This window comes from Microcoleus sp. AT9b-C3, from assembly GCF_036705485.1.
Classification (GTDB): domain Bacteria; phylum Cyanobacteriota; class Cyanobacteriia; order Cyanobacteriales; family Microcoleaceae; genus Microcoleus.
The window spans coordinates 46,039-64,890 of sequence record NZ_JAUBUR010000005.1 but is presented as its reverse complement, the minus strand read 5'-3'; the positions used below and the strand labels follow the sequence as shown (position 1 = coordinate 64,890).

Genomic DNA, 18,852 nt, shown 5'->3' with positions numbered 1-18,852 from the left:
GTTAAGTCCTGACTGTGAGGGCGACAAAATGAACGGTAGCAGTTCTTTTTTCTTGAAAGTATCGCTGACCTATGCTAATATTGTTATAGACAATCTTTTCATTCTTTTCTCCTTTATAGACAAAAGTTTTAGGGAATTTTGGTTCGTCAAGAGGGTGAAAGTAAGCCGCGCGATCGCAAATTTGCCACTCGCAATCTTTATCGATCGGCTCAAAGCCTTCTAAATCGGCTTCAACTCGACTCAGGAGTAACGCTTGATATGCACTTCCCTGCTTTTTCCAGCGCAATTCGCGATCGGCATTAAACATTTGCCCTTCAAAACCGGGGAAAAACTCATCGGGCAATTTCATGCAAATGCCGCTGACTGCGTGGGGCGATCGCACAAAATAATAACTTTTCTCAGTTGCTAATTTGTATAGCAAATTCTTAAGTTCTGCTGATGAGGAAACTTGTTTAAAACCAACATATCCTGTCATGCTGCGGCCCCTCTTAAAAATTCACTCCAACCACGAACTGCACATTTAAATAAATTGGGCACACCAGTTTCACCGTCGCCTTGCCATTTTAGCTGCACTCCAAAACCTAAATCCATCGGTTCAGCAGGAATTGGAGTTGGTTCGCGATCGGGTTTAGAAAAGCCATAACTTGCAGCTTCTTCAGTGTCTAAAAATTCTCCGGCACCCAGCAAGAAAGCGTGTCCCCATCGACCGGGTTTGACTATTTGTTGAATTTGGCGAGTATCTTCATCTAATTTACAACCGGGATATTGAACTACGGCTTCGTTATATTTGACTGTCACCGTCCCCAAACCGCGAGATTTGGCAAAACCGAGCCCAAACCAGCCATCATTTAAGTCTCGCAAAACTAAGCCAATTAAGCCTAATTGTGCTAAGGAAAAGTTTTTGAGATGTATTTTAGTGCCAAATTCTCCGGCGGTGCAGACTTGGTAGTTAAAGGGGCCAACGGCTACGGAACCGAAAACGCGATCGATCGCCACTCCATTGCGTTCTTGAATTTTGAGCTGTTTCTTATCAATTGGGTGAGCATCTTGGATTCTAACTCTGCTAGCAATTGAAGTGTTGCCGAAAATGCGATCGGTAAAAGAAGAGAACTTGTAAATATCGCTGGATGATTTATTTTTCAAGTAATCATGCTTGTCATTCAATGGATCGTTAGCCCAGAGAACTTTCGGATCGTTAGGATTGCTATCTCTTCCTAGGGTTCTGACAAGTCTCTCAGCATGAGCGCGAATAGCACCTTTTAAACTGCTTCCCGGTAGATAAATTGACTTCCCTCCTGCATGGTAAGTCTCGACAAATTCCATATCCGGTTTAGTTGGATCTGCTCCTTCTTTGCCGGATTTGATCAGAATTGGGCCGTCGGGAATTATAGTGAGGGCGATCGTGCAATGATTGACAAATCGTTTGTGCATGGGTGAGTAATTTAAGAGATAGTTAGAAATTAAGCAGCTACTAACTCATCAAGCTGAATTTCGCATTGCTGAAAAACATAGTTGACAAGAGCAAATAGGCGATCGATTTCCTGAATAGTGTAGAAAGCCTGATTGTGCATAAAATTCTGATTTTCAAGTTTGCCAAACTCCCATCCTTTTCCATTAGAAACAATCCCAAATATTGTTACCTGCAAATCGTCATTCAAGCGCTGTGCTGCAATCATCTCAGCTAAACACTGCGCCCACCCTTCGTCGAATTTATCTTGCTTAGCCTCAACTAACAGAAAATAAGGTTTTTCAAACACGAATTTTCCCAAAGGAGAGCGTTTAGCCAAAATATATTCAGGAAAACCAGACAGATTCAGGTCGTAGGTAAGAGATCTATGGCTCCAGAGAACAAACTTACTATAATAAGATTTCCAGACTTCTTTGATAACTGGATATATCAAATTTTCGCACACAGCAAACTCTGAATTGTCCACAACTGCTTCTCGCATCATAAATGCTAAGTCTTCGCGAAAATACTCAGGGATACTAAATTCAGTTTCTCCCATGAAATTAGCTTCAGTATAAGTAATCTGAAACTCTTTGAGAACTTCACCGATATCTTTATAACTGCTGAAACCCATAGAGACCTCCTTTATGCAATATTTAGTTTTACCCTTGAGCTGTTTGAGTAGGGGATGATTGAGAAATGTTATTGTTCAGTCGATCGATCAGCTTTTCTACCCACTTATTTTTTTGAGAATCGGTTACATCTTTATAAGCCGTTTCATCTTTCATGAATAACTTTTTTAAGTATTCTAATAAAAGTTCGGGATGGTTTTCGACATCGACCCAGCGCATTTTGTCAATTTTTAGTTTAACCACGCCTAAGCCGCGCGATCGCCCTCCTCCGAGAGGTATTTGTTCTGTCTCAAATTGGTGCAAACCGATCGTCAATAAACCCAATTCCCAATCGCGAGCATTTTCAACTACAGCTTTAAAATCAAATGGCGTTCCTGCGGGTACAACTTGGTAGTCGTAAAGTTTGCCATCTGCGGCGGTTTCTGTGTCTCTGTCAATGGCTACGCCATCTCGTTCTTGATATTGTCCGAACCACGCATCGGCTTGTACGGTTAAGTCGCGGACTTGGAATTTGCTGGCTATCCAAGGAGAACCAAAGAGATGGGATATTAGATCGGTATTGCTGAGGATAAAATCATTTAATCGATCTTCTTTTTCTTCCTGTTTAACATTTTTTAGAATCTTTTCCTTAAATTCTGATAACTCAGTTGCAGTGAGAGACCATTCATCATTAACTGCTGGGTTTGCGACTAATTTGCGATCGCTCCCCACAATTCCTCGGAGGAAGCTTTCTAAGCGCGAGCGCAGTGAACCTTTAAAGCTTGAACCGGGAATCAAAGGTCTACCCAAAGCATCTTTGATTACGGGTAAATCGGAGCCAATGGGTTCGGTGGAACGTCCTGCACTAATGCGGAGTGCGGTTACAGTTGTGAGGGTTCCTGTGATTTCTAGGCGATTTTTGAAGGTGTCAAACATAACTTATCTCCAGATTAAAGTTAATTTAGAATTAACTAAGTAAAACCTCTTGCAATGTTATGGATTTTTGTTCACATCTGGTTCTTTACCATAATGACGTAGTATTAAAACTCCCTGAGATGAAGTACAACTAATCCGCAAACCTTGATTTACTCGAAAATGGGCAATATCACCTTTATTAGTGTATTTGTCATATCGAAAACCAGGATGTTCTTTAAGGACACTAGTATCTCCTTCCGATTCTATAAGGAGACAAGACACTTTAGCTAGATCTTGTTGTAGCTCTACTTTTTTCTGCTGTTCATTTTTAATTTTGTTGTAATCAGCACGAAATGTATCTGCGTACTGAAGCCGGGGAAACTCTAATAAATCTTTTGAGAATAATTCTTTCTTGCATTCATTCCAGATCAACTGCCCCCAAGTAGATAAAACTTTCTTACCACCACAATCACCAATCAGAGCTTCTGGAATATTTGTAACTTCCGAATCGGAAAGTCCTGCTCCTGCATTCATTAATGCTAACTTCGCTGCATGAGGTTCGATCGCAGATTCATCAACTCGAATTGGTAGTCGAGGTATCCTAATAAGTTCAGATAACTTTCCTTCAAAAATATAAATAATTTCATCTGCATAAAACAGACCAATTGTGTTCATGTAGCCTTGGAGACTCTTAAAACTTCCGACCAAGTTAAAGTAAATCTTGTAGCGCTCTCTAAGAGGGATGATCTGGTTTCGCAACCAAACAAGTAGTTCATCTATTCCTTCTGAAAATTTCTGTGTAGTTGCAGTTGATAGTCCTGGAGGTGTGTAAATGCTAATATTAGTTAATCCTTGATATTTCAAAAATTCTTCAATAATTTTAGCAGCGATCTGACCTTGTGCAGTGTCTGTAGCAATCAGCCAGTGTATATCTTGATTGTTTTGATTTAACGGCTCACAATACAATCCGTAAATTCCATTTAATTCAGCACTCGTTCTCCTAATTTCATCAATCTTATGATTGATTATTTTCCGTCCATAATCGCTATAAAGTTTCTCCTTAGCTCTACGAGGCAACGCTTCCATTGCCTCTAAAAAATCTTCGTTATTGTCAATCTCCTTGTCATTAGCTCTTTCTTCTAATAGATTATACCAATCTGATTCAGACCGGATATTTATCTGATTAGTCAATATGCTTGTACCAACCGTTGAAATCACTAATCGTGGCATAAAACTTTACTCCCGAGCGAAAAATAACGAAAAACTATGATTGACCTTTTCGTAAATAGGTTAAATGGCGAACTCCATAACCCAAATAACGGCGAATCAATTCTAACCAAATTGGTTTAAAGTCAGCTTGAGATGATTTAGCAACTCTTTGAGCAACTTCCTTGATGTTACCATTAATATCTTGAATTAGCCTCTCAGCTAACGATTCTTTCCCTCTTCCCCATTTTTGATCTCTACCTACTTGATAGCGGATAAAATTCTTGATGACTTCTGCACTATCAGTTGTCTCAGAAACGCGCAATAGGTTACGAAATTGAGATTCTTCTAAGTCACCATATTTAGTTTTATTTAAAGCATCTTTAATCCAAATTACCAAATCGTCTTCAGATTGACGAATTCCTTTTTGGACTTGCAACTCTATTTTTTGTTCTGTAGCATCAGTCATACAGCATACTCCCTAAATACAGTGTGAAACTCATTGCAAAGTTGAATTTGCCCAAACCCCTCACAAGTCCTTTCTCCTACACCCCTGATTTCCAGATATTCTACAATTCTGAACCAGGTATCTTCTTGAGTAGTGCTAAAGAGATATACAGCACCTTTATTAGTAATTAACTCCACATCTTTCATCAACCCCCAAGCCGTATTCCATCCAGATCGATAATCATAGCTGCTATAAGCTGCATGAAGTTGCAACGATGAGTCAGTTACACCTGCAAATTGGCATAACATCTCTGGAGAAATAACAGTAGTACGTCGCCATTGTTCCGTCAAAATAGCATCTGATTGTAAATCTATGGTGAAATAAGTGCGATCGCCTGCCAATTCCTCGTGAGGATTATCAAAAATTTTCCATTCCCCCCAACGTTTTTTGAACTTTGCATTGAACTGCTCAATTCTGGTCTTTATTGGTGGTTTACTTTCTACTATTTTAGCTGTAATCTTGACTTTTCCTAGTCCCCGCGAAGTCGAACCACCCAACCGGAAATCTTCTCCAAGATCGTTGATAAATTGACACAGGGCATCTCCTAAGTTATCTGGAACTATAACTGACCCATAATAACGTATAGGTTTCTGCTTTTTATCTTGAGACTCATTCAGAACTTCAATACCATATAATATTTGCTCTTCTGCTGTACCTCTCCGTCGATTAATACCCACCCTGGTCAGTAAACGTTTGCTAACCGAGTGACTGTAATAGTTGCCACCAACTTTGCTGTATAAACAAGTATATGGTTCAACTCTTCCCCCGTCATTTGTTGGACACGTTGGATCGTATAGATGACCGTAGCATTCAGCACAAAATCGGTCAATTAAAGTATCAAAAACACCATTGCCGTTTTCAATCGTAAAGCCGGGTTTTGTTTTAGAACTAAGGGCAGTTGCAGGTAACACCCAGATGCCATCAATTCGACGAGTAATGTCTGGATTGACAGGATAAGCATTTTGAAAAATTGCTGGAGTATCGCTTAAAAACAAAGATTGAAAGTCACCGCCATTCTCTGCTAAATTGCTAGACTGATGACCAGATAGTCGCAGGATCTGAGCTGCGATCGCACCTCGAATCACAGAACCTGGAATATAGTCATCAGCCTCACTAACTGAACCTCCTGGTTTCTGACGACCAATTGCTAGAGGAGATAATGCTTTAATTTCTAGTCGAATATATTTCATTATAACCGTCCTTTTGCCAGAAAATCCCAAACTGCTTCATCAACCTCAAGAGGAGCGATTTCCGCCCAGTGGAGCCATCCCAACCCAGCAGATTTACTTCCCCCCAATGCTGTAATGTGTTTTAAGCCAGCCCAAATTAATACCTTGGCGTAATCTGGCAAGTGTGGTTTTAGTTTCGGTTGTAAGTGAATCTTGCCCTCAAATCTCAGTTTAGCATTAGCTGGAGAGGTTTCTAAAAAGTATAGTTTTTGGTCTTCCGCCGTGCGACGGTAGCGATTGATTGTGACACCCGGACGGAGAACTTCAGGAGGCAAGTTATCGGGATATTCAGTATAAATTAAGTCGTCAAAAATAGCACGGGACGGCAATGCTGGATTACCAAAAATCTGACAAATTAAGCAGTGATGATTTTTTTGCCCAGCAATTGCACCTGTAAATTCATATTCCTCACGCTCAAAATTTCCTGGCACGCCTGCTCTTTGGGGACACATAGTTTGAGGATTGGGAGATTCACAGATTGACCAGCCCAAACCTCTAGCAATTTTTTCGCATTCGTGACGCAAGCGACCTTTAAGTTGAGAGGCCGGAATCAGTAAATTTTTTTCGGCATTACGGACAATTGGCTTGTCTGCCAAGCTGCCAGATGAACCACCCGCACCTACACACAAAGCTGTATCAATTACAGCCGTTAAAATTGGTAGGGTTTCCACTGAGTTGGATAATTGCTGTAGATAAATCATGAGTTAGCCTCTGTAGTTACAGGTTTTTTATTTGCTGATGCCATATCTGTTTCATCAATAAAAGGGTATAAATCCACAAAATCTTGCCATATTGTTTCGTAGGCTTTTTCCCTGAACATCCAGGGAGCGATATTTCCATTGTTTGTCTTGGCTTGACACCAAGGTTCTTCAAAATATGTTTTGAGAATATTTTTTTGTTCGCGACTTTTTAGGCGAGTTCGGAAATAACGGTAGTTGAGGATGGCAGTCTCTTTGCCTTGTTCTAGTAAGCTGCGAATTTGGTAGAGTTGCGATCGCGGAAAATCAGAAACTTTCAAAGCCTTAACTGCCTCAATCAATCCGCCCAGTTCGTACAGTGTATATGGAGCAGCATACCGTTTAAATTTAGAGCTTCTTATTTCTTTTGTTAACCCTTGTTCGCGGAATTCTTTAACTTTCGAGGAAATCATTGTCACAGACTTCATTGTTAATATGTCAACTGTACCTCCATAGTAATTATCACTATCTTTCAAGGATTTAGCTTGCTCTTTAGCAGACTTCAATAATTGACCGTAGAGTCCTTGAGCATAATAAATAGGAGTTTTGTAATCAGTAATCAAAACCCCAACAGATATACTTAACTTGCATCTGCTTGATTTAACATTTTCTACTTGATAACGATGGACTGATTTATCATCATGAGTTTCAGGTAAACCATAGAGTCCGTTTCTTACCTGCGCGAGTTGTTTCTCAAATTCGCTGCCAATAGTTTGAGTAATTTCCAATGCTTTATCCGCTGGGACAATTAGTAGAATATCATCTCCACCAATAGCTAGTATTTCAAAAGGATGAACAATTTTGCCATTACGATTTATGGATTCTGGCTCAGTTAAATTTTCCAAGCGACGTGGATTAAGATGTGCGGCTAGCGCTGTATAAACAGCACTTTCCATAACCTGCAAAACATCCTGACTGAATTGCTGATATTGTTGTGGGGTTTTAATCTGTTTCTGTATATAGCCCCCCATATTATTCACATCAGCAGAGATATAGCCAACAAAACCATTACTACTGGTTATGGAATACTTCAGTAAGTTTTGCTTAGGGAAGATTTGGTCTGAACGAGATGCCTTACCAATTTCTTCTAGTCGTTTCGCTTCCATAACACGGTTTTCAGGAATACCTAAATAATAGTCTTGCCAACTTCCAGAATCCAGCAAAAATTGCTTGAACTTACTCACCCAACTTTCAACAAACCCAGGTTCCCAGTTTTTATCTATTTCTGTATCCTGATACCATTGACTTTCTTGCTCTTTTTTGGCTTTATCTCCTATAATTCGTTGGCGTCTTAAAGATTCTGATAAATAAGGTCTTCCCGGTAACTTGTCTTCTCGAATCACAGCCGAACGATGTTCATTTTCATCCCGTATGAGATAAGGATGGGTTTCATACATTGGAGGATAGCGGCGACTGCTTCGATTAATTCCCAATCCCTCATTACCATTACGCCGTTGCTGGAAAAGCGCGGCTAGCTTGCCCGCTAACTCGTTAAAGTTTTTGCGGTCTTGAAACGCCTGAGTTAGCTGCTGTAAAGTTTTATTTTGTTTGGTTTGTTTATCTCGCGAACTACCAAAGTATGCTTCTACCAGAGGGTTAGTGTGTACGTCTTGTCGGAGATACCAATCTAACCAAGGCTGATTTTCATCGCGTAATATACCAAAGCGAAGTTCTAAAAGCCTAAATTTTTCACCTACAGCACAGGAATTAGCAGTTAAAGTCCTCTCTGTATATCGCTTTTCTATCGCATTAGCTAGGTCATCGACAAAAGCAGCCGGACAGAAAGCTAAAATATTTCCACCTGTAGAGTAAATTATTAGTTCTGGGATTAGAACTTCGGAAAATTTAGGATGATTCGCATTTTCTAAAGAACAGGTATCTAACCATTGCCTGACTTGTTGATACCAATTTCTAGCCTCTTGGCAATCTGGTGAATCAGGATAGATATCACATAGAGTTGGTTCTCGACCAAAGAATGCGGGTAAGTCAATCAGGTTAATCTGATCTAATAGTGCTGATGCTCCTCGGATATCTGGTAGTTTTGCAGATTCAAACACATATTGCTTGATCTTAGTTGCACCACCATAAACTAAGCCAATTTTAGTTTCTTCCTTCCATAAATCTTGATACTTATCCTTTAGTTCAGTTATGGTTTCAGGAAAGTAATCTTGAGGAATAGCTTGCAGTTCCCTCACTCTCTCGACAATCTCTCTCACATCCTCCGGCACTTCCTCCCCAGAATTCAAAGCCCGTCGCATTTCCTGCAACACGCTCAAATCAAACAGAGGTTCGCGCCCCTCGCCCCAAGCCAGACACCAAGCAATACCAATCGCGATCGCACTCCAACAACTTTCCATATGCAAAACACTCCCAATCCGGTTTAACAATCCAGATTGCCTCAATAATTGACAATTATTCAACCTGCAATTCCATCTAATTTCCTATTGTCACCTAAATTTTCCCGAAAATCACCAGCCCGAAAAATAATCGCCCCAATCCCCAAACCACCAGCAACTCTCGCAACTCTCACAACTCCCCCAACTCTCACCACCAAAGATTTTTCTGAGGCGACTTGCTCTGCATCTACCCAAGATGACAGCAAATAAGGTAAAGTAAACGGCACAAGAGTCTAGAACTCTCCAACGACCGCAACTGAGCAAACCCGCCCCTGACCAGCAAAACTGGCCGATACAGGCGGCATTAACCGCTAACCGTCAACCTCTAACAATCGAGAAAAATGCAAACCTACTACTACGTTTTAGCCAGCCAACGCTTTTTGCTAGAAGAAGAAGCCCTAGATGAAGTGTTTAAAGAAAGAACTCGCAACTACAACGAACAAGAAAAACAAATAGACTTCTGGCTAGTCAAACAGCCCGCTTTCCTAGAAGCACCGACAATGGCAGAAGTTAAAGCAAAATGCCCTCAGCCAGCCGCTGCTATTATTTCTACAGATCCTGTCTTCATCACTTGGTTGAAACTGCGATTAGAATATGTACTGACAGGTGAATTTCAAGCACCGTCAGCAACTATTCCCGATGCCCTCGCATCCCTACAGACAGCATGACTAAAATAGCAAAATATCCGACCAAACAACTAGCAACAATTAGGGGTAAATTGTACAAATTTATTTTGTCTCTCCCCCTATTTTCTGCTACTTCGATCGCCATTTTGGTCTTGACAATTTTATCCAGTTCTGTTAAAGCTGAGTCTAGCTGCCAACCGCCCCAGTCCGATGAATATCTACTGTTAATTGTCACCCCAACACCCGAACAGCAAGAAAGAGCAAAACGCTCTTTCCCCGGAAATACTAACAACACAGTTTGTCGGTACATCAACGACACGGTGACGCGAGTTGGCGGCTTTCGGGACTCGCAAATCGCCAGCGATTGGGTTAAATACATCGAGGATGTTGTTGGATTGCAAGCTTACGTAGTACGATCGCCCGCAGCGGCACTACCCCAAAATTTGCCAGTCTACAACCCTCAGCCAGCACCCGATTCTGAACCAATCACCAATCCTTCAACCGGCAATCTTGCCTTCAATCCCCAACCCCTGGGCCCTGGTTATGCAGTGTTAGTAGATTACTTCAACCAACCGGAATTAGCCGCCGAAGTCAGGCAAGCATTAGGCACGCAAGTAGGCTTAGCTTCCTACGGCCAGCGTCCCTTTTTATTCGTCGCTTATACAACGGATCAAAACGCCGCTACTGCTGCTGTAAAAACATTAAGCGATCGAGGTTTTTGGCCGATGTTAGTAGACAGCCGCCGCGTCACTGTAATTGCCCCCGCTGTTCGCTAAAAGATAAAACTTGGCAATTCAAATTGCTTCTTCCCAAACCAAGTCCGCTTAAGGGGACTAATAACAATTATTGTTGTTGTTGGGATTCTAGCGGGCTGCTTCCTAGCTGAATTTCGGCCCGCTTTTTTGCTTCCATTGCGGCTCGATAATCTGGTTGGTAGCGAATTGCTTTGTCATAGGAGGCGATCGCATCTTCGTATCTTTTTACCGCCATCAGTGCATTGCCTCGGCTGTACCAGGCTTCGGAGTAGTCTTGCTTGACATAAACGGCTTCGTTGTAAGAGACTAGCGCATCTTCATACCGATTCAAATTGTACTGAGCATTTCCTCTATTGTACCACGCCTGATATTCTTTCGGGTTTAAATCTAAGGCTCTGCTGTAACACTCAATTGCTTGTTCGTACTTGCGTAATTCGTGGTACGACCAACCTAAATTGTACCATGCTTGATAATAATCCGGTTTTAATTTAACAGCTTTTTCGTAAGCTTCTACCGCTTCTTCATGTCGGCGCATTTTCAGCAACGCGATGCCTTTACTGTACCACCCTTGATAAAAATTGGGCTGAAACCGCACGGCTTTTTCGTAGGCTTCAAAAGCTTCTTTGTTTTTGTTTAATTCGAGGAAAACATTGCCTAAATTGTACCAAGCTTCATAATTATCGAATTTGATTTCAACTGCTTTTTGATAGGATTCAACGGATCGATCGTACTGTTTTAATTTTTGGTAAGCTTGCCCCCGATTGTACCAAGCACCGTACAAATTGGGCTGAAATTGTACCGCTTTTTCGTAGGAGGCGATCGCCTCTTCGTACCGCTGCGAATCTAAAAGAGTATCGCCTCTGCCTTCCCACGCTGCGGCATAGTCGGGCTGGATTTTCAAAGCGTTATCAAAAGATGCGATCGCCTCTTGAGACTGTTGCAACTTCTCCAAAGCATAACCGCGTCCCGTCCAAGCTTCCAAGTATTCCGGCTTTAATTCTATGGCTTTATCATAAGCTGACTGCGATTCTTGGTATTTTTTCAATTCATATAAAGTTTTGGCTTTTTCCTGCCAAACTTCCGCGTAGTCCGGCCTGAGAGTTATTGCTCGTTCATAAGCTGCCAGAGCTTCTTCAAACCGGCTTAAATTGTAAAGAGTATTGCCTCGGTTGTACAGGTCAGTTGCATTGGCCGCATTAAAAGTATTTACACCATAAATTGATGCTATAATACTGATGCCAATTAAACTGGCGATCGACAATATTTTTAAATACAGTTTTGTTCGGGGTTTTACAGGCGTCTTCGCAGCAGCAACCGGAGGCAATACAGGAACTGTACCGCTGAAAGAATCTTTTAATTGTTTAATAGCTTGTAGCGTTTCGCCGGCACTAGAATAACGCTGGCGAAAATCGTACTTCACCATCTTATCTAAAATCTTCGCAAATTCAGGACTGACTGATGTTTTGTCCTGCCAAATAATTTCCTCTGTATCGGGGTTTCTTGGCATTTGGTGAGGATTTATACCCGTGAGGAACTGAATTGCGATCGCACCTGCGGCATAGATATCGCTGCTGAGTTTCGGGTTGCCGTGAGCTTGTTCGCTGGGCATATAACCGGGAGTACCAATGCTCACACTCAAGCTATTTTTGGGCTGAGAGTTGGTGATTTGAGTAGTAATTTCTTTGACTGCGCCGAAGTCAATTAAAACTAATTTTCCGTCTCTATCTCTGCGGAGTATATTGCGGGGATTGACATCGCGGTGAATCACATTGTGCTGGTGTACAAACTCTAAAATTTCCAGAAGTTCTTGCAATATACAAATAACTTGATCTTCCTGCATGACTCCCGCATTCCCAGGAGAAGCGGGCGTAATTTCTTGACTTAAATCGTGACCTTCTATAAATTCTTGAACTAGGTAAAACTCTTGGTTCTCTTCAAAAAAAGCAAAAAGTCGGGGAATGCGATCGTGATTTCCCAATTTGTACAAAACTTGTGCTTCGGTATCGAATAAACGTCTAGCTACCTGTAGAGTTTGCGGATCAGTTGCGTGAGGTTTAAGCTGCTTGACGACGCAGAGGTGATTGCCTGGTAGCTGCTTATCTTCAGCTAAATAAGTTTGAGCAAATCCGCCACCTCCCAAGTGACGGATAATACTGTAGCGACTGCTGAGTGTGATTCCAAGCATGAGATTTACCTAATATTTCTTAGTCTGTGAACTACGCACCTTACTTTTATTTAACTGCTAGGGTGCGTTATCAACTTATTGAGAATTATCTTCCAACCAATCACTCAACTCTTCCAAGTTTGAAAAACCCCATATGGCGTTTACTAAATTTTCTAATTTGTCGCTCGATAACTGCTGAATGCGCCTGTCTATATCGGGGTTTAGTTGACCTAAAAGGCGATTCAGCGAAATCATAATAAACTCTATTTGTGCTTCTTGTCTGCCTTCTTGTCTGCCTTCTTGTCTGCCTTCTTCCCGGCCTACAGCCACTGAACTTTCCTGATCTTGAGCAAAGAACTCTTGCTGCTGTAAGGTGTTCAATTCATCCTGTGTCAAACTAACTTCGTTGGCAATTTCAAAAGCTTTCTGAATTTGCGGAACTGTAGCCATTGTTTGAGGTACTTCATCCAAAGTGCCCGTGGTTTTGATAAAGTAAATCCACTTGTCCGTAATATTTTCTAGTTGATTCCATTCTTTCTTAAATTTGGGCAACTCTACAAATACTAACTCAATGTCATTCTGTAGATAATCAGACAGGCGAGTTCTTTCTTTGAAGACAAAATGCGAAATTACATCTTGATGCCCGCTAAACATTTCAAAATCTGTGATAGTTAAAGCAATCACAGGTCGCAATTGCTGGTATAATTCTCCCCTTGTTAGTTGCAGTGCATACGTTTTTGCTGCATTGTACAAAACTCGCTTCCCAAATGCCTGCACCTTCAAAACTTGCATTTCGATAATCACAAATGTGCCATCGTTAAGTAGCGCTTTGACATCTAAGTAACTGTTTTTAACTCCGGCTATTTGAGGGGCAATATAAGGGTCAAGGATTTCTAAGCTTTCAATGATGGATCTGCCTTCATAGAGTATGGCATTCAAGAAACTAATCAAAATGTCGTTACTCTGGGCAGAGCCAAATATTTTTTTGAATGCAAAATCAATTTTGGGATTGATAAATCTCATGCTATTTTTCTCCCTTCAGATTGGTATGGTGCGCGCGGCACACCATACTTTAATTTTACTTTAAACGGCTTTCAAGATTTCGTCATCGACTGAAAAATCTATCTCAGCTTTGTCCCGCCCCGAAACTACATAATCATTCTGAAAAGAATCTTTCAATCCAGAAAGTAAGTCAAATTCTGGCTGCCAGTTAAGATCGGTGACAGCTTTATTAACTGAAGCGAAAAAGTGCTGCAATCGCATCGGAAAAGCTTTCTTTTTGCCGAAGTCAAATTGTTTCGGATCGTAGTGTACAATCTTAATAGCATCAGGGGATTTGCCTGCGGCTTGAATGCAGGCGCGTGCTAAACCGTCAAAGGTGACAAATCGATCGCCCGAAACGTTGTAAATTTGCCCGATCGCCCTAGAGTTGCCCAAAACCGCCGCCATTGCTTTAGCCAAATCCTGACAGTGCCCCAACTGCGTGAAGTGCATTCCGTTACCGGGAATCGGAATCGGTCGATCGCGCACAATGCGATCGAAAAACCAAGCCTCTAAATCGTTATAATTTTGGGGGCCGTAAATGTAAGTCGGGCGAATCGAAGTCCAAGGCAAACCCGATGTAGCCAAGTAATTTTCGGTTTCGCATTTACCCAAATGCCGGCTTTTAGGATCGGTAGCGTCCCCTTCGATATGAGGCATTTGATCCGACTTCAAATAAACCCCCGCAGAGCTCATGTAAACAAAGTGCTGCACCCGCCCTTTAAATATTTCAGCTAAAGGCTTTGTATCGCTGAGTTCGCGACCGTTATTGTCAAAAACCGCGTCAAACTCGATCGTCGATAACTTTTCTTGCAGTTGTTCGACATTTGTGCGATCGCCCTGAATCTGTTTTACGCCCGCAACCGGTACAGGCTTGTTGCCCCGGTTAAACAACACCACTTCATGCCCTTGTGCTGCTAAAATCTTAGTAAGATAAACTCCGATAAACCGAGTCCCGCCCATCATTAAAATTCGCATTATTTTCGATGCTCCTTACAGTTAGTGTAAACATCTTACAATAAATTTATGCCCTAGGGCGTGTTTTCTATCCCCGGAGATCCCCCTAAATCCCCCTTAAAAAGGGGGACTTTGACACTGATTCTTTCACCTTTTTAAGGGGGCTGGGATTTTGAATCTCATGAGAAATCACTCAGAGTAGATAATTCATCCGTGTATCCGTGTCCTCATCCGTGTAGTGCTTTCCTTCTCCCATACTTTCAACTTCCCTAAAATAGCCCTATGCAAGTTCCCCGGCTGCATCCAGAAACAATCGAAGAAGTTAAACAAAGAGCCGACATAGTAGACGTTATTTCCGGTCGCGTCGTGTTGCGAAAACGCGGCAAAGAATTTGTAGGTTTGTGTCCTTTTCACGATGAAAAATCTCCCAGCTTTACAGTCAGTCCCGGCAAACAAATGTATTATTGTTTCGGGTGCGGTGCAGGCGGCAATGCTTTTAAGTTTCTCATGGAATTGGAGAAACGCCCTTTCAGCGAAGTAGTATTAGAATTAGCTAAAAATTATCAAGTCCCCATCAAAACAGTCGAACCGGAACACCGACAAGAATTGCAGCGCCAAATTTCTCTGCGGGAACAACTGTATGAAATCTCAGCACTAACAGCCAAGTTTTACGAACACGCTTTGCGGCAAACCCAAGGAGAAGAACCCTTAGCATATCTCAAATCAGAGCGCAAGCTGGGCGAAGAAACTATCCAACAATTTCAATTAGGTTATGCACCCCAAGGTTGGGAAGCACTTTACACTTATTTGGTAGAACAGAAAAACTATCCGGCGCAATTAGTAGAACAAGCTGGATTAATTGTACCCCGCAAATCAGGAGGCAGCGGCTATTACGATCGCTTCCGCAATCGCATTATGATTCCCATTCGCGACACCCAAGGCAGAGTCATCGGTTTCGGCGGCAGAGCTCTCGGCGACGAACAGCCGAAATACCTCAACTCTCCCGAAACAGAACTATTCGACAAAGGCAAAACTTTATTCGCCTTAGATACAGCAAAAACAGCCATTAGCAAAGCCGATCGTGCAGTTGTGGTAGAAGGATACTTTGATGCGATCGCACTTCACGCCGCCGGCATCTCCAACGCCGTCGCTTCCCTCGGCACAGCCTTAAGTTTAAACCAAGTGCGGCAGTTATTGCGCTACACTGACTCCAAACAAATTATCCTCAACTTCGACGCCGACAAAGCAGGAACTCAAGCAGCAGAACGCGCAATTGGAGAAATAGAAAAACTCGCTTATCAAGGAGAAGTGCAACTGCGGGTGCTCAACATTCCCGACGGCAAAGATGCCGACGAATACCTCAAAACGTACTCCCCAGAACAATATCGAGAATTGCTCGAGAATGCTCCGTTGTGGATCGACTGGCAACTGCAACAAATGCTCGTAAATCAAGATTTGAAGCAAGCCGATACTTCCCAGCAAGTCACCAAAAAAATCATTAATTTATTAACCAATATCACTGACGACAATCAGCTAGCACATTACCTGCAAAAGTGTGCAGAAATTCTCAGCAAAGGAGATTTTAGACTCACAAAAATGATTGCAGAAAACTTGCTCAATCAAGTAGTCAGCGATTGGGCAAAGCGGCAGAGTCAAGACGAATCCTTAACAATGCCCCTGTTAATTAGAAACAAGCTTAAGCCGAACAAACAATATAAAAAGCAGCGTTCCAGTGGCGAAAACAAAAACTCAAAATCCAGCTTGTCTGCCGTAGCCCGCAGCCTTTTAGAAGAAGCAGAAGCGCAATTATTGCAGATTTATTTGCACTGTCCCGAATATCGCCAAGATGTCAGAGAAGCAATAGAAGCTAGAGACGTGCAGTTTAGCCTTTCTCACCACAGATTTTTGTGGCATCAGATTGTGAATGCAGAAATATTGCACAAAACGTCTTTACAAGTAGCTCCTTCTGAGTTAATCTTGAAATTGCAAGATATCTTCATTGAATATCCGAATCAACTCCATCAAATCTCGCATTTATTTCACTTAAACGAGTTCTCAGAAAGAAACGTTTATCGCGCCCCTTTAGTAATTAGATCTGCCCTCGCCTGTATCGAGCAAATTATCAGCATGAAGCGCCGCCGGATTGCACTCAATATGTGGGAAAAAGCCAAGGCCGCTAGCAGTGGCGAAGAGGCTATAGAATATCATCAACTCTTCTGTGCCGAGCAAGAATGGCTGAAGGAATTAGAGCGGCTGCGTCAAGTTAATTTTTACGATTTAACATCGGTGCCTTGGGGCTAATACCCTTTTATATTTTAGATTTTAGATTGGGGATGACTCGTTCGATAGAGGTTGGAAGCTTGCCTGCGGTTACATTTTTTTAACTGATATCAATAATAAAGTCCTTACTATCAACCTGTTTGTACTAAGGACTTTATTCCTTTATTCAACGAGCCTTTTAATAATCGCAAAAAAGAGTTTCGCGAGTATCTCTACCTGTCACGGGATTAGTACCTTTTGCCACTTTACAAAGTTTTTCTATCATATCGTCTCGCAGCAGTGTCTCTGTAAAATCAGCACCGTCAATGACAGCTCCTTCGAGCCTGGTATTGTAAGCGAAAGCACCCTCAAGGATAGCATTAGTTAAATTTGCTTTCATCATGCGAGCCAAATCTAAAGTCGCACCTGTAAAATTCGCGCCTTCTAAATTTGCTTCTTCCATATTGGCCGCAAAAAAGCTGACGCCCCGCAAATCTGCATTAGTAAAATTGCTATTGCGAAGATTGGCTTTATTAAAGCTGTCGTCAGTCAGAACTTGGCCAGTAAAATCAGCGCCGACTAGGATTTCTTTATCGTGATCCAAAGCGAAAGCAGGTGCGGGATTAATGGCGATCGCCCCAGTGGCAATTACTGCTAAAATAACAAAACTCAGCAAGAAAGTATAAATATGTTGGCGAATTCGAGAAATCATCATACAAGTTCAAGCTAATGGGCAGTCGTGACAGTTCAGAATTGAATTCTACCAGAAAGAGCGTCAAGCGTAGCTATCCCGTAGGGAATCGCCCGTTAGCGACGGCCCACTCCCATTCCCCCCAATCCCCAAACTCTAGGGATATCGGCACATTGGGAGAAAACTTAGTCGCCGACTGGTTGCAGCAGCAAGGTTGGGAAATTTTGCACCGGCAGTGGCACTGTCGCTGGGGAGAGATTGACATCATCGCACTCGGAAGAGATGAAGAAAGCGCAAAAAACCGAGGTCTTCCCAATCACACATCCCAAACATTAGCATTTGTAGAGGTAAAAACTCGCGGCCGGGGAAATTGGGATGCTGGTGGAATGCTGGCTGTTACTACCACAAAACAAGCCAAACTTTGGCAAACAGCCGAAATATTTTTAAGCACTCATCCAGATTTAGCCAATAATTATTGTCGCTTTGATGTCGCCTTAGTCAGGTGCGAACCTTCACAACAAAACACCAAGCAAATATTACCAGCATTAACAGCAGCGAACTCTCAATCCGCCGTTGCAGGAAACTACCGACTCACCCTGCAAGAATACATTCGCTCGGCTTTTAGCAATTAAAAATATATAATTAAAAGTTAGAGGGTAAAATCTCAAAGCAATACCACTAGGTAATTTTTAATTGTTAACTTGCCTAGGCTGTCGCGCATTTCTCTCTTGAGCTTTAACGGAGCTGAAAAAAGCGTTAAATCTTCTCCCGCTTTCCCCTTCTCTCCCTCTCCTGTTCTGTCATCACAATTAATTTATATGCGTAGCAATCTAGGCCAGAGTTTCCGGGCAATATCCCAGACCCTTGACAAACTGCTGGCGAAACGCTTCAATTTCTTTGCGGTCAGGGCTGCCGTGACAAACCACTGCCACCTGGTAGCGGCGCATCACGCTCAGCGGCGACTGTCCGGTTTCCAAGCTCCAAAGCGCCATTTGCAAGCGAATTTCAGGATCGTAAGGAATCCCGAGTTCGTTCATAAAAGCCCGAAAATCCCCGTGCATTTCGGGTGTTAAATATTGGCTCATTTTCACCTTTACCACCCAGCCGTCAATTTGGTGAATAACAGTGATAAATTGCAAGGGAAGATGATGAGCCGTGCGTAGGTAATCCACGACTCTCAGAGTAAGGCTAGTATTGGCGATGTAGTAGAGGTATTCCATAACGATCCTTATGAGCAAAGCTGATGCTATACCTCTATCCTCGCGGGCTATACCCGCCACCACAAGGGGAAAAGCACCCGACTTTGGATG

Annotated in this window: 19 protein-coding genes; 4 read left to right on the top strand and 15 right to left on the bottom strand. The window is 42.2% G+C overall.

Going from position 1 to position 18,852, the window contains the following annotated elements:
- Position 1: 1 nt before the first annotated feature.
- The 10 genes from QUB77_RS06610 to QUB77_RS06565 all read right to left on the bottom strand — a co-directional run bounded on the left by QUB77_RS06610 (position 2) and on the right by QUB77_RS06565 (position 9,276).
- Positions 2 to 475 carry a hypothetical protein gene (locus tag QUB77_RS06610; protein WP_333174746.1) on the bottom strand — a complete coding sequence of 158 codons (474 nt, stop codon included), beginning with the start codon at positions 473 to 475 and terminating at the stop codon, positions 2 to 4.
- Entirely contained in the window at positions 472 to 1,431 is a 960-nt protein-coding gene (locus QUB77_RS06605; protein ID WP_333174749.1) for an RAMP superfamily CRISPR-associated protein, read from the bottom strand. The genes QUB77_RS06610 and QUB77_RS06605 overlap by 4 nt, the downstream gene beginning before the upstream one ends.
- Before the next feature lie 29 nt (positions 1,432 to 1,460).
- The gene (locus tag QUB77_RS06600) at positions 1,461 to 2,081 is read right to left on the bottom strand and encodes a hypothetical protein (RefSeq protein ID WP_333174751.1); all 621 of its coding nucleotides are present in this window, start codon (positions 2,079 to 2,081) and stop codon (positions 1,461 to 1,463) included.
- 28 nt (positions 2,082 to 2,109) lie between these two features.
- Entirely contained in the window at positions 2,110 to 2,994 is an 885-nt protein-coding gene (gene csx7 / locus QUB77_RS06595; protein ID WP_333174753.1) for a type III CRISPR-associated RAMP protein Csx7, read from the bottom strand.
- Between the two features lie 57 nt (positions 2,995 to 3,051).
- Positions 3,052 to 4,203, bottom strand: a complete 1,152-nt coding sequence (locus QUB77_RS06590; RefSeq protein ID WP_333174756.1) for a CRISPR-associated protein — start codon at positions 4,201 to 4,203, stop codon at positions 3,052 to 3,054.
- Between the two features lie 34 nt (positions 4,204 to 4,237).
- Complete coding sequence (locus QUB77_RS06585) at positions 4,238 to 4,648, bottom strand: hypothetical protein (RefSeq protein WP_333174758.1); 411 nt, start codon at positions 4,646 to 4,648, stop codon at positions 4,238 to 4,240.
- Entirely contained in the window at positions 4,645 to 5,877 is a 1,233-nt protein-coding gene (csx10, locus tag QUB77_RS06580; RefSeq protein WP_333174761.1) for a type III-D CRISPR-associated RAMP protein Csx10, read from the bottom strand. Before csx10 ends, QUB77_RS06585 begins: the two co-directional genes overlap by 4 nt.
- Complete coding sequence (locus QUB77_RS06575) at positions 5,877 to 6,617, bottom strand: RAMP superfamily CRISPR-associated protein (RefSeq protein ID WP_333174764.1); 741 nt, start codon at positions 6,615 to 6,617, stop codon at positions 5,877 to 5,879. The genes csx10 and QUB77_RS06575 overlap by 1 nt, the downstream gene beginning before the upstream one ends.
- The gene (gene cas10, locus QUB77_RS06570) at positions 6,614 to 8,923 is read right to left on the bottom strand and encodes a type III-B CRISPR-associated protein Cas10/Cmr2 (RefSeq protein ID WP_333174858.1); all 2,310 of its coding nucleotides are present in this window, start codon (positions 8,921 to 8,923) and stop codon (positions 6,614 to 6,616) included. The genes QUB77_RS06575 and cas10 overlap by 4 nt, the downstream gene beginning before the upstream one ends.
- Positions 8,924 to 9,069: 146 nt before the next feature.
- The gene (locus QUB77_RS06565; protein WP_333174766.1) at positions 9,070 to 9,276 is read right to left on the bottom strand and encodes a hypothetical protein; all 207 of its coding nucleotides are present in this window, start codon (positions 9,274 to 9,276) and stop codon (positions 9,070 to 9,072) included.
- Between the two features lie 114 nt (positions 9,277 to 9,390).
- Here QUB77_RS06565 and QUB77_RS06560 point away from each other — a divergent pair, with 114 nt between their 5' ends.
- A complete protein-coding gene (locus QUB77_RS06560; protein ID WP_333042436.1) occupies positions 9,391 to 9,717 on the top strand; it encodes an MgPME-cyclase complex family protein in 327 nt (108 codons plus the stop codon).
- Complete coding sequence (locus QUB77_RS06555; protein ID WP_333174769.1) at positions 9,714 to 10,451, top strand: hypothetical protein; 738 nt, start codon at positions 9,714 to 9,716, stop codon at positions 10,449 to 10,451. The genes QUB77_RS06560 and QUB77_RS06555 overlap by 4 nt, the downstream gene beginning before the upstream one ends.
- 67 nt (positions 10,452 to 10,518) lie before the next feature.
- Here QUB77_RS06555 and QUB77_RS06550 read toward each other — a convergent pair whose 3' ends face one another.
- The 3 genes from QUB77_RS06550 to QUB77_RS06540 form a co-directional block, all read right to left on the bottom strand.
- The gene (locus QUB77_RS06550) at positions 10,519 to 12,615 is read right to left on the bottom strand and encodes a tetratricopeptide repeat protein (RefSeq protein WP_333174772.1); all 2,097 of its coding nucleotides are present in this window, start codon (positions 12,613 to 12,615) and stop codon (positions 10,519 to 10,521) included.
- A gap of 75 nt (positions 12,616 to 12,690) precedes the next feature.
- Positions 12,691 to 13,617, bottom strand: coding sequence for an Rpn family recombination-promoting nuclease/putative transposase (locus tag QUB77_RS06545; RefSeq protein ID WP_333174774.1), 927 nt, complete (start codon positions 13,615 to 13,617; stop codon positions 12,691 to 12,693).
- A gap of 60 nt (positions 13,618 to 13,677) precedes the next feature.
- Positions 13,678 to 14,613 carry an NAD-dependent epimerase/dehydratase family protein gene (locus QUB77_RS06540; protein WP_333174778.1) on the bottom strand — a complete coding sequence of 312 codons (936 nt, stop codon included), beginning with the start codon at positions 14,611 to 14,613 and terminating at the stop codon, positions 13,678 to 13,680.
- 261 nt (positions 14,614 to 14,874) lie between these two features.
- On the opposite strand from QUB77_RS06540, the gene dnaG reads away from it, so the two are divergent.
- A complete protein-coding gene (gene dnaG / locus QUB77_RS06535; protein ID WP_333174781.1) occupies positions 14,875 to 16,893 on the top strand; it encodes a DNA primase in 2,019 nt (672 codons plus the stop codon).
- A 157-nt stretch (positions 16,894 to 17,050) separates the two neighbouring features.
- On the opposite strand, the gene QUB77_RS06530 is transcribed toward dnaG, so the two are convergent.
- Positions 17,051 to 17,566 carry a pentapeptide repeat-containing protein gene (locus QUB77_RS06530; RefSeq protein WP_333174784.1) on the bottom strand — a complete coding sequence of 172 codons (516 nt, stop codon included), beginning with the start codon at positions 17,564 to 17,566 and terminating at the stop codon, positions 17,051 to 17,053.
- Between the two features lie 14 nt (positions 17,567 to 17,580).
- Between QUB77_RS06530 and QUB77_RS06525 the strand changes: the two genes are divergently transcribed.
- Positions 17,581 to 18,174: a YraN family protein gene (locus tag QUB77_RS06525; protein ID WP_333174787.1), complete on the top strand. Its 594-nt coding sequence runs from the start codon at positions 17,581 to 17,583 to the stop codon at positions 18,172 to 18,174.
- A 198-nt stretch (positions 18,175 to 18,372) separates the two neighbouring features.
- Here the strand turns inward: QUB77_RS06525 and QUB77_RS06520 are convergent, their stop codons facing one another.
- A complete protein-coding gene (locus QUB77_RS06520) occupies positions 18,373 to 18,762 on the bottom strand; it encodes a hypothetical protein (protein WP_006632408.1) in 390 nt (129 codons plus the stop codon).
- Positions 18,763 to 18,852: the final 90 nt, after the last annotated feature.